Source organism: Pseudomonas putida, assembly GCF_050989985.1.
GTDB classification, from domain to species: domain Bacteria; phylum Pseudomonadota; class Gammaproteobacteria; order Pseudomonadales; family Pseudomonadaceae; genus Aquipseudomonas; species Aquipseudomonas putida_AI.
Window position 1 is genome coordinate 3,329,746 of the sequence record NZ_CP158815.1, and the last position, 11,838, is coordinate 3,341,583.

Consider the following 11,838-nt stretch of genomic DNA (forward strand, 5'->3'; position numbering starts at 1 on the left):
CGGCGCGAATTCCATGGCTCTCTACACCTTGGGCATCCCCGGCGCAGTCTCCACGGCTGACTTCACTCGCAGCACCTTGACCAACACCAGCGGCCCGATCATCGGCGTTGCGGGCGACGCGAATATCACCTTGACCAACTCGACCGTGACAGGCGCCAGTCAATGGCTGCGCGTGGGAACGCTCAATGACTTCCCCCTGCTGGCTGCTTCGCCACCGCCACTGGGGGGACCTGCTGATTTTCCGGATGAGCTCACTGGCGCGTTGCCGCCGTTGCAGCCTCCTCCGATCACCGCCCCTACCCCGCCCGTCAGCCCCGGTCTGGCCAATGTCACACTGTCGGGCTCGACCGTCGTCGGTTCCGCCTTCACCGCCCCAGGCAGCGTTTCCAACCTGACGCTGACCAACAACAGCCTGTGGCGCCTGACCGGCGATTCCAACCTGACCACATTGGTCAACGATCCCAGCCTGATCGACTTCTCCGCGCCGGTGGGTGGTGTGTTCAAGACGCTGACCGTCAATACCTACAGCGGTGATGGCGCGATCGGACTGAACACCTTCCTGGAGGGCGATGGCTCGCCTTCGGACAAACTGGTGATCGACGGTGGCACCGCCACGGCCCTGGCCACCGGCAACACCGCCCTGCTCATTCACAATGCGCGGGATGCCAGCGGGGTTCTGGGGCAAGGCGCCCTGACTACTGGCAACGGCATTCTGGTAGTCGATGCACTCAATGGCGGCACCACGTCCGCCGATGCCTTCCGCCTGGGCAATCGTGCGGTTGCGGGGCCCTACGAGTACACCTTGCATCGATCGAGCGTGGATGGCAGCAACAGCGAGGCCTGGTACCTGCGCTCCACCGCCGATTCCCCATCACCCTCGCCAGACCCATCACCCTCGCCAGACCCTTCACCCACGCCAGCCCCTTCACCGGTACCGAACTTCCGTCCGGAAACCTCGCTCTATGGCGCCATTCCGGCCCTGGCCCTGGTTTACAGCCGCGGTTTGATCGATACCCTGCACGAGCGCGTGGCCGAGGAACGGCGCATGCCCACCGACCCGCTGCCCAAGGAACATGAAGAAACCTACGGGCCATCAATTGGCTGGGGACGGATGATCTTTCGCAATGGCGAACGCGAGGCCGGCAGTAGCGGTCCGTTCGGAAACTCGCCGGCGTACAACTACGACATGCAGGCGTTCCAGGTCGGCCTCGATCTGTATCGCGGCGAAGACACCGATGGCAGCCACGATCAGGCCGGACTGTCCCTGGCGGTCGGCAATATCGACGGTGGCATCAAGCATTACACCGGCAACGGCGCCGGCGATAACGTGCTCCGCGCCTACAGCCTCGGTGGTTACTGGACGCATTTCAGCCCTGATGGCGGCTATGTGGATGGCGTGCTGCAACTGCATCGCTTCGACATCGAGGCCAAGCCGAACGACCTCGGCAAACTGGACACCCAGGGCTGGGGTTACACCGCATCGCTGGAGACCGGCTACCCATTCCTGATCGATGAGGGCGATGACGAACACAAATTCGAGAACCTCTATCTCGAGCCCCAGGCACAGCTGATCTATTCACGCATCAACCTGGATAACAGCGACGACATTGCCGCCGACGTGCGCTTCAAGGACATCGACTCACTGATCGGGCGTTTGGGCGTACGCCTGGCCAGGGACTGGTTCCGCGAAAACGACAAGGGCGAAACGCTGCGTACCAATGGCTGGCTGCGCCCCAGTGTCTGGCATGAGTTCAAGGGGCAACCGAAGACCGAGTTTTCCTCGGCCAACGGTTTCGTGCCCTTCGAGGCCGATATCGGCGGCAGCTGGTGGGAAGCCAACCTGGGCGTCGACTATCAGGCCCACAAGAAAGTGACGTTCTACATCTCTGCCGGCTATCAGAAGTCCTTCGACGGCGACAGTCATAGCTACGAGGGCATGCTGGGCGTGAAGTACGATTTTTGAGTTCGCCTGGACGGGCGAGCAAACACAAAGCTCGCTCGGCCAGTTGTTCACTCAAGACCTGCGGGCTGGGGAAGACGAACATAAAGTGGCTTGAGCCCGCTACTTGAGCCCTGGCACCCCTTCACACGAGCGCCCCTCTCCCGATGGGGGGCGCGATGAGCCCTGCCCCGCTTCCTAATGCGAACTCCAACAGCCAAAACAACAAATGGAGACAGCAATGAAGATGAATTTTTCCCGGGTCATGGCGCAGGTTGCACAACGCTATGCCTGTCAGGAAGCGTTGGTGAACGTCGAGCGAAATCGGCGTTATCGATTTGATGAACTGCATCGGCTGACCAACCGCATCGCCAACACCCTGCGTACACGCCTGCATTTGCAACGTGGCGACACGGCGCTGTGCATTCTGGAGAACGACAACCTGTCGCTGCTGCATGCCTGGACAGCGTTCAAGGGCGAAGTGGCGATTGCGCACACCAATTTTCGCGATTCGCTCGAAGAACACCGTTGGCAGGTCGAATTTATCGCCCCCAAGGTCATCTTCATCGAGTCAGGGCTGCTATCGCAGTACAGCGAAATGCTGCGCGCCAGCGGTGCCGTGGTGGTTTGCATGGACGAGCCACCGGCCGATTGCGCCTTTGCGCTGTATTTCTGGGCATTGCTTGAGGGCATGTCGGAGGACGAGCCTGACGTCGAATCCGATGTTTATCAGGACACGCTGATCTACCGCTTTACCGGCGGCACCACCGGCAAGAGCAAATGTGCCCGGTACACCATCGATAATTGGCTGGCGGCGCGGGATTCGATGTATGCCGACAGCGAACAGAGCCAGGCCCTCAACGAACACACCCGCTACCTGCACATCGCGCCCATCAGCCATGGTTCGGGGCTGTCGCTGTTGCCGACTCTGTTCCGGGGCGGCTGCACTGTTACCCAGAATGCCGCCGACCTCAAGGCCTGGTGCCGTAACGTCGAAGCGGAGCGCATCACCACAGCGCTGATGGTGCCGACGCTGGTGGGCTGGCTGCTGGAACTGGAAGAGGCATCGCAATACGATTTGTCCAGTCTGCAAACCCTCTATTACGGCGCGGCCCCCATGAGCCCGGTCAAGCTCAGGCAATCCCACGAGCGGTTCGGCAACATCTTTTTCCAGCTGTATGGCGCCACCGAATGCGCCCAGGCAGTCTGCACCCTGACCAAGGCCGACCATCTGGACGCGGTCGAAACGGGTCGACTGGCCTCCGCGGGGCGGCCAGCCACCGGTATCGAGTTGAAGATCGTCGGTGAATCGGGCGATCGGGTTGCAACCGGCGTGACCGGAGAGATATGGCTGCGCGGGCGCGGCACCATCAGCGGCTATCACAACAACCCCCAGGGCACGGCCGCCGAGTTCAACGACGGTTTCTGGAAGTCCGGGGACCTGGGCTACGTAGATGAGGCCGGCTATGTGTTCATCGTTGACCGCAAGAAAGACGTGATCATCACCGGTGGTTTCAATGTCTATGCCGTGGAAGTCGAAGCCACGCTCAACACCCATCCCGCCGTGTCCATGTCCGCTGTGGTCGGCATTCCCCATGACAAGTGGGGCGAGGCGGTCCACGCCGAAGTCGTGCTCAAGACGGGCATGGCGGTCGACGAGCAAGAACTGATTGCACTGGTCAAGGAACGCCTGGGCCGCTTCAAGGCTCCCAAGTCGGTGAAGATGGTTGAAACCCTGCCGGTCAGTGCCGTTGGCAAGGTGCTGCGTCGACAGGTTCGTGAGCGCTACTGGGCGGATCAGTCGCGCCGGGTTTCCTGAATGTAGGAGCGAGCCTGCTCGCGATGGTCGTTAACGATGACGTGGGCTGCCTGAATGCCCACGTTGTCTGGACGTTTTTCGCGAGCCTGCTCGCTCCTACAGGGGTAATGCGCACCATCGCAAAAAAAAACGGAACCGCCCATGTCGGTTCCGTTTCGCAACAAAGATTAGTCCAGTAGCCGTCAGCGAACCCCTGCCCCCGCCAGGCTGTCGGAAGACCAGCCATTATCCGGACTGAGCTTGTCCATGACCTGCACGCCGGCCTTGCCGGGCCAGACGTTGATGTAATAGGTACCCGCAATCAGGTCGTAGTGGCCGGCGGTGCTGTTGACAGCAACGGCGTCATACATCTGATGGGTGTAGCTGAAGCCGGGTCGCCACAGTTGACCACGGCCGTCGTACTGGTCCACCGCCACGGCGGTCCAGCTGTCTTCGTCGATGTAAAAGGTGCGCTTGGAGTAGATGTGGCGCATGCCGGGCTTGAGGGTCGCCTCTACCACCCAGACGCGGTGCCGCTCCCAGCGCACCAGATCCGGATTGATGAACTTCGAGCCGAACACCTGCTCAGGATTCTCGGCATAGGCGAAGCGGTAGGCGTTGTAGGGAACGTACATCTCCTTCTTGCCGGCCAGTTTCCAGTCGAAGCGGTCCATCCGGCCGTTGAACAGGTTGATGTCGTCGATGGTAGACATACCCGAGGTACTGGCGTTCGGCGTGTCGTAGGCCAGGTCGGGTGCCAGGCGCACACGGCGTTGCCCCGGCAGGTACTGAAAGGCCTTGCGCCCCCGCTCGGTGGCGGTGTAGTCGAAGGTCATCACCGCTTCACCGGCACGGCGTGCAGGGCCGCTGTAGTTGGCACGTGCACGGGTAAGCAGAATGTCGTCACCCGTTTTCGACGTATCGTAGTAAGGCATCTCGTAGGTCCAGCGACCCAGGGTGGAAGTGACCAGCTTACCCGCCGCGTCCACGTTGTAGGCGCCGTACTTTGGCGCGATCCAGGCCAGGCCTTGGTAACGTGCGAGGTGGTTGAACATCACTTCGATGCCGGTCTTGGGAATCGGGAACGGTATGCCGGCATGGGCGCCTTGCAGCGTCTCGTCATTGTTGGTCAGCGTGGCGCTGGTGGCGTTCTTGCGCGTGTTGTCCTGCACGAACTGCGGATAGCCCACAGTGCGATGCGTCGGATAAACGTCGACGCGGAAACCCGGCAGCTTCTTGATCAAGGCCTTGGTGCCTTCCGTGAGCTTGTCGCCGTAGGAGTCCACGTTGCCGGCGTTGATCGAGAACTGCGGTTTTTCATTGGCGAAGGGATCGGGACGAATGCCCGTGGCCTTGTCAAAACCGGCGGGCGCGGTTTTCAGCCCGCCGGTATAGGCCGGAATGGAGCCATCGGCATTACCGGCCATCTCGGCACCCACGGGTGTCAAGGTGGTGCCCAGTTGCTTGGCTTCCTGTTCTGATACTGCTGCATGGAGCACGCCTGCATGGGCGGCCAGCAGGCCGACCGCAATCAGGGTTCTTGTGAGTTTAATCATGTCTCCAACCTCTAGGATGATGGTTTGAGCGTCTTATCAAACACGCCCTGCCCTTCAAGGAACTGCGGAATTTTGTCCCGTCCTGGCAGTGTTTTTTTAACCAACCCCCCCCTGTGTCCGCCCCCCCCTTATTGGCGCACAAAGGGAGGGGCAGGCCTTTTATCCGGCTGAAAACGCAAACGCCACGCGGCATCGAGATGCGCGTGGCGTTTGTCACAGCAGTGTTGCGAGCGTCAAGGCTCAGGCGAATACCCGAAGGATGGTCTCCGCGACGCAGGCTGGTTTGGAGGTGCCCTCGATCTCCACGGTCATCTCGTAAGTCACCTGGGCACCGTTGCCCTCCAGTGGTTCGAAAGACAACACCTTGAAGTGCCCGCGCAACCGGCTGTCCACCGGCACGGGCTGTACAAAGCGCACCTTGTTCATGCCGTAGTTCACGCCCATCTTCACATTGCGCAGTTCAAACGCGTTGGTCATGAAGGTCGGCAGCAGGCTCAGGGTCAGGAAACCATGAGCGATCGTTTTGCCGAATGGCCCCTGGGCGGCGCGTTCGGGATCGGTGTGAATCCACTGGTGATCACCGGTAGCTTCGGCAAAGGTGTTGATCCTTTGCTGGTCGATGGCCACCCAGTCGCTGGTGCCCACGACTTCTCCGACGAGGCCTTGCAGTTCGGCCAGGGTTTCGTAGCTTTTCATTGTTGTTGTGCTCTCGATAGTCTGTTCAATGACGCTTCAGGCGCGCAGTTGCGCCTGAAGCGCGGCCGCACAAGCGGCTTCGTGGCTGTCGCTGCTGCCCAGGAGCAAGTCGGCGACGATGGCCCGTTTGTAGTAATGCCCGACCAGGTACTCCTCGGTCATGCCGATGCCGCCGTGCAACTGGATGCCCTGGCCGCAAACGGACTTGGCCGCGCGGCAAATGAGCATCTTGCTGCCCGAAACGGTTTTGTCGCGGGTGACCTCATCGTCGTTGACCATGGAGGCCAGGGCCGCGTGCAGGCTCGAACGCGCCAGTTCCAGCTCCGCCGCCATATCCGCCATGCGGTGCTGCAAAGCCTGGAAGGTGCCGATGGGCACGCCGAACTGTTGGCGCACCTTGAGGTAATCGGCCGTGACTTCGATGGTTTTTTCCATCCCGCCGATCAGCTCTGCACACAGGGCCACGATGCCGTGGGCCAGGCCTTGTCGTAACCCGGACAGCCCTTGCCCCGCTTCGCCGAGCAAGGCATCGGCGCCGACCTCGACGCCGTCGAAATGCAATTCCTGCACCCAGGTGCCGTCATGCAAGGGCAGCGCCTGGCCTGTCAGGCCTGGGCGATCGGCATCCACCAACAGCAGGCTGATGCCCGGTGTCTGCGGTATCTGCGCCGAAACGATGAACGCCTTGGCACCCAAGGCGCCCAGCACCAGGGTCTTGTGCCCGGACAGGCGAAAACCGTGATCCCGACGCTCGGCCTGCAGGGTGACGGGCGACGGCATACCCCGTGATCCGGCCTCGCTGTAGGCCAGCGCGATACGGTACGTGCCGTCGGCCAGTTGCGGCAGCAGGCGTGCTTTTTGCGCGTCGCTGCCCGCCGCCAACAGTGTCTGGGCCGCCAGCACACCACATGCCATGAAGGGCTCCAGCACGAGCCCGCGCCCCAACTCCTGGGCAATGATCGCCGTGTCCACCAGCGAGCCGCCAAGCCCGCCGTATTCTTCCGGCAACGCGGCCATCAGCCAGCCGTTGGTGGCGAACAGGCCCCAGTTTTCCGCGCTTCCGTTCTTGCCCGTCTTGAGCAAGGCGGTACGCGCCTCGAAACTGTAGGCCTTGTCCACATAGCGTCGCAGGCTGTCCTGCAACAGTTGTTGTTCCGAAGTGAATTCGAAATCCATAGCGGTTTCCTGAGATCAGAGTTGGAACAGCATCTTGGCGATAATGCCGCGCTGCACTTCGCTGGTGCCGCCGTAAATCGTCGAGGCGCGTCGCAGGAACATGTCATGGCTGATCCCCCTGGCCAGTGCCTGCTGCGGGAACGGCTGCTCCGGGCCGGCCTCATGGGGATGCGCATAGGCAATCGCGCCGTAGTCGCCCAGTGCCTCGATCTGCGCCTCGGTGATGCGCTGCTGCAGTTCGGTGGCGCGGATCTTGAGCATCGAGCCCAGGGTGTGCGACGCCGGATTGTGCTGTTGTTCCAGGCGCGCCACCCGTTGCACCAGCATTTCGATGGCCTGCAGTTCGGCGTCCAGGCGCGCCAGCTTCAGGGCGAATTCCGGGCGTTCGAAGAGCGCCTGCTCGCCCACCCGCAGCGTCGTGCCGATCAGCCGCAGTTCGCGCAGGTAGCGTTTGAGCTCGGGCAGATCGGCAACGGTGGCGTGTTCGTTGTTGAGCAGGAACTTGGTGATGCTCCAGCCCTGTCCTTCCACGCCAATCAGGTTGCCGACCGGCACCCGCACATTGTCGAAGAAGGTTTCATTCAAGTGATGGGCATCGTCGATGCTGCGGATCGGGCGCACGGTAATACCGGGTGTGCGCATGTCCACCAGCAAAAAGCTGATTCCCGCCTGTTTCTTCACATCCGGGTTGGTGCGTACCAGCAGGAAGATCCAGTCGGCGTGATGGGCATAGCTGGTCCAGATTTTCTGGCCATTGACCACGTAATGGTCGCCATCACGCTCGGCACGGGTGCGCAGCGATGCCAGGTCGGAGCCGGCGCCAGGTTCTGAAAAACCCTGGCACCACAGGCGCTCACCATTGAATACGGGTGGCAGGTGCTCGGCCTTTTGCTCCGGCGTGGCAAACGCATTGAGCACGGGGCCGAGCATCTTGTGCACGAAACCATCCTGGGTTGGTGTGCCGGCAGCGCTGCATTCGTCATCGAACACCAGGATCTGCGGCACCGACCAACCGGTACCGCCGTGCTCCTTGGGCCAGTAAGGCGCGCCCCAGCCGCGCGCCGTGAGGAGTTTTTGCCAGCGCATTATCTGCTCTCGCGGCGAGCGGGCGCAGCGCTGTTGCCCTTTCAAATCCGCCGGGACCTGGTCGCGCAGGAAGCTGCGCACTTGCTCGCGGAACGCTTCGAGGCTGGCGTCAGGTTGAAAATCCATTGCGCTTCCCCTGTCAGTCTTTGCGGTACAGGGTGACGACGCAGGCGCCCCCGATACCGACGTTGTGTTGCAACGCGATGCGCGCCCCCTCGACCTGCCGCTGCTCGGCGCGGCCACGCAGTTGCTGGACCAGTTCGGTGCATTGCGCCAGGCCTGTCGCGCCGATCGGGTGGCCCTTGGAAAGCAGTCCGCCGGACGGGTTGACCACGTATTGGCCACCATAGGTATTGTCTCCATCGTCGACAAACTGCTGCGCCCCGCCTTCCGGGCACAGGCCCAGGGACTCATAGGTCAGCAACTCGTTCTGGGCGAAGCAGTCATGCAACTCGACGACGTGTACGTCTTCGGCACCGATGCCGGCCATTTCATAGGCCTTGCGCGCTGCGGCGCGAGACATCGAGTAACCGGCCACATCGCGCATGTCGCCTGATTTGAAAGTTTCCGCGCCATCGGTGGTCAGCGCCTGGCCGGCAATCGACACGCTGCGGTCCAGGCCATGTTTGCGCGCATAGGCTTCGCTGCACAGCACGACCGCGGCGGCACCGCAGGTCGGCGGGCAAGCCATCAGGCGAGTCATGACGCCAGGCCACACCACCTGGTCGGCCATCACTTCTTCAGTGGTGACCACTTTGCGGAACACGGCCTTGGGGTTGTTGGCCGCATGACGGCTGGCCTTGGCGCGAATTTTCGCGAACGTCTCCAGCGGGGTGCCAAAACGTTGCATGTGCTCCACGCCGGCACTGCCGAAAATCCGCAGGGCCGCCGGGATTTGCGCGGCACCGGGAATCGCTTCGTCACATTGATCGAGGAACAGCTCCAGGGGGCTTGGGCGATCCGGGAAGGCGCTGCCGATGGCCCCAGGGATCATCTGCTCGAAGCCGAAGGCCAGGACGATGTCCACCATGCCGCTGGCGATGGCCTGGTTGGCCAGGTACAACGCCGATGAACCGCTGGCGCAGTTGTTGTTCACGTTCAACACCGGAATGCCGGTCATGCCGACGTTGTAGAGCACACGCTGGCCGCAGGTGGAGTCGCCGAACACAAAGCTGGCATACGCCTGCTGGACCGATTCGTAACCGACGCCGGCATCTGCCAGGGCCAGGCGCACGGCCTGCTCCCCCATGACCGCATAGGTCTCGCTCTGGCCTGGTTTTACGAAGGGGATCATGCCGACACCCGCAACGACGACTTTCTGCATCATGTCTTACTCCTCAACAGTGGAAATCCTGCCGGCTCCTGGGCGTTTTCCGGCTTCTCCAGCCGGACGGCGGGTTTTGAGTCTCAAGGATAGGCAGCCCCGAAGTCCTGCCGCCCCTCCCCATTTGGGGGTTTATGGCTGTGGCAGTTTCGCGCCCAGGTAGGGCAAGCCTTCCTTGCCGAGAAAGCGTCGCACCGCTTCGGCATGATATCGACTGGCCCCGCACAGCGATTGTGCGCAGGCCTCGAACTGGGTCATTGCATGACGGTCGGTCTCGAACGAGCGATTGAGCAGGGTCTTGGCCAAGCCTAGCGCATCGGCCGGCGCGTCATCGAACTGGGCGGCGAACTGCAAGGCGCTGTCCAGCAGTTGTTCCTGCGAGACGATGACCTGCGCCAAACCGAGCTCCAGCGCCTGTTGCGCATCGACCGCGCGAGCACAAAAGATCAGCTCCTTGGCCTTGGCCAACCCGACCAGGCGCGGCAGTACGTACAGCATCGACAAGTCTGGCACCAACCCCAGGCTGAGGAAGGTCGGCAATAGCCGCACCCGTGGCGTCACGAACATGAAATCCGCGGCCAGGGCCAGGGAAAAGCCGGCGCCCACCGCTGCGCCGTCAACTGCCGCGATCACCGGTTTTTGCAGGTCGACCAGGCCGGCGAACCATTCATGAAAGCCCAGCACCAGCTTGCGCCCGGCGAACGTGCCATCCTCGCCCTCCTCCAGGCTGCCCAGGTCGAAGCCGGAGCAGAAAGAACCGCCGGCACCGGTCAAGACAATCGAGCGAACCGAGCGGTCATCCCGCGCGGCCATCAATGCGGCCGGCAGGGCTTCGTTGATGGCGGCCTCGAACGCATTCTTTTTCTGCGGTCGGTTCAGGGTGATCAGCGCGGTCTTGCCGATCTTTTCATACAGCACAGCACTGTCAGTCACGTCCATTTCCTCCTGATGCGGCATCGGCCGGTGATGCCCGGCCGTGCTCAAGGTTGAGATTGCCCAGAGGGCCGATTACAGGTTGCGGGCGATGATCACCTTCTGGATGTGACTGGTGCCCTCGTAAATCTTGGTGACCCGCACGTCACGGCAGTAACGCTCCACCGGGAAGTCGTTCAGGTAGCCGTAGCCCCCATGGATCTGCAGCGCATCGGAACAGACTTTTTCAGCCATTTCGCTGGCGAACAATTTGGCGATGGACGCTTCCTTGGCGCAGGGAACACCGGCGTAATGCAGGCGCGCGGCGTGCAGCATGTAGTTCTGCGCCACCTCGAACTGAGTGGCCATGTCGGCCAGATCGAACGCCACCCCTTGCAGCTTGATGATCGGTGCACCGTAGGCTTCACGCTCGTGCGCGTACTTGACCGCCGCTTCCAGCGCGGCACGGGCGGCACCCACCGCCACGGCGGCAATACCGATGCGACCCTCGGACAGGGTGGCCATCAGGCGTTTGTAGGCGCTGCCCTCCTCGGCCAGCAGGTTTTGCACCGGTACCCGGCAGTTGTCCAACTGGATCGCCGCCACATGGGCCGAACGCTGCCCCATCTTGCTTTCCACACGAGCCACGATATAGCCCGGCTCCCGTGGATCGATGATGAACATGCTCGGGCCTTTGCGACCTTCGGGAGTATCCGTGGTGGCGGCGATGGCGAAGGCAATCCCGGCTTCGTTGCCGTTGGAGATGAACTGCTTGCTGCCATTGAGCACGTAGTGATCGCCCTCGCGGCGCGCCGAAGTACGGAAAGCGGCAGTGTCGGAACCGGCCTGGGGCTCGGTGAGCAGGCCGGCGGCGATCAAGTCGCCGCAAATCATCCCGGCCAGGTACTTCTGCTTCTGCTCTTGGGTGCCGAAGCGATGCAGCATGTCGGTCATGCCGTTGTGAACATGCAGGATGGTCGCAAAGCCGGCATCGGCTGCGGCGAATTCCTCGATGCACAGGCAGTATTCCGCAAACGTCATGCCTGAACCCCCTGCCTCTTCGGGAACTTGCATGCCGAGGAAGCCGAGTTCGGCCACCGCCTTGAGTTCCGCGTGCGGCCAGGCGCCCGTGCGGTCGCGTTCGGCTGCCGTGGTGGCCACGACTTCCTGGGCCACCTTGCGTGCGGCGTCGCGAATCATGATTTCCTGCTCGCTCAGGAATGCTGCGGATGTATCGCTCATGGTCTACCTCTTGATCCGGGTCGAAAAATCGATGCTGACCCGAGCATGCGGGCTGGCCACGCACCTACGCGCCTCCCGTCTCGGGAGGGTGCGTACGCCGCGATCAACG

The 11,838-nt window shown here is 62.1% G+C and carries 9 protein-coding genes; 2 read left to right on the top strand and 7 right to left on the bottom strand.

The window, feature by feature from the left end:
* Positions 1 to 13 precede the first annotated feature (13 nt).
* Both ABTV29_RS15480 and ABTV29_RS15485 read left to right on the top strand, forming a co-directional pair.
* Positions 14 to 1,963 carry an autotransporter outer membrane beta-barrel domain-containing protein gene (locus tag ABTV29_RS15480; protein ID WP_433771634.1) on the top strand — a complete coding sequence of 650 codons (1,950 nt, stop codon included), beginning with the start codon at positions 14 to 16 and terminating at the stop codon, positions 1,961 to 1,963.
* 217 nt (positions 1,964 to 2,180) lie between these two features.
* Entirely contained in the window at positions 2,181 to 3,758 is a 1,578-nt protein-coding gene (locus ABTV29_RS15485; RefSeq protein WP_433771636.1) for an AMP-binding protein, read from the top strand.
* A gap of 182 nt (positions 3,759 to 3,940) precedes the next feature.
* Here ABTV29_RS15485 and ABTV29_RS15490 read toward each other — a convergent pair whose 3' ends face one another.
* From ABTV29_RS15490 to ABTV29_RS15520, 7 genes are all read right to left on the bottom strand, one after another.
* Positions 3,941 to 5,293, bottom strand: coding sequence for a DUF1329 domain-containing protein (locus ABTV29_RS15490; RefSeq protein ID WP_433771637.1), 1,353 nt, complete (start codon positions 5,291 to 5,293; stop codon positions 3,941 to 3,943).
* A gap of 240 nt (positions 5,294 to 5,533) precedes the next feature.
* Complete coding sequence (locus ABTV29_RS15495; RefSeq protein WP_433771639.1) at positions 5,534 to 5,989, bottom strand: MaoC family dehydratase; 456 nt, start codon at positions 5,987 to 5,989, stop codon at positions 5,534 to 5,536.
* Between the two features lie 36 nt (positions 5,990 to 6,025).
* Entirely contained in the window at positions 6,026 to 7,165 is a 1,140-nt protein-coding gene (locus tag ABTV29_RS15500; RefSeq protein WP_433771641.1) for an acyl-CoA dehydrogenase family protein, read from the bottom strand.
* Positions 7,166 to 7,180: 15 nt separating this feature from the next.
* Positions 7,181 to 8,377, bottom strand: coding sequence for an acyl-CoA dehydrogenase family protein (locus ABTV29_RS15505; RefSeq protein ID WP_433771643.1), 1,197 nt, complete (start codon positions 8,375 to 8,377; stop codon positions 7,181 to 7,183).
* A gap of 13 nt (positions 8,378 to 8,390) precedes the next feature.
* Positions 8,391 to 9,578, bottom strand: a complete 1,188-nt coding sequence (locus ABTV29_RS15510) for a lipid-transfer protein (protein WP_433771645.1) — start codon at positions 9,576 to 9,578, stop codon at positions 8,391 to 8,393.
* A 129-nt stretch (positions 9,579 to 9,707) separates the two neighbouring features.
* Positions 9,708 to 10,508: an enoyl-CoA hydratase/isomerase family protein gene (locus tag ABTV29_RS15515; RefSeq protein WP_433771647.1), complete on the bottom strand. Its 801-nt coding sequence runs from the start codon at positions 10,506 to 10,508 to the stop codon at positions 9,708 to 9,710.
* A 75-nt stretch (positions 10,509 to 10,583) separates the two neighbouring features.
* Positions 10,584 to 11,729: an acyl-CoA dehydrogenase family protein gene (locus tag ABTV29_RS15520; RefSeq protein ID WP_433771649.1), complete on the bottom strand. Its 1,146-nt coding sequence runs from the start codon at positions 11,727 to 11,729 to the stop codon at positions 10,584 to 10,586.
* Between the last annotated feature and the right edge of the window lie 109 nt (positions 11,730 to 11,838).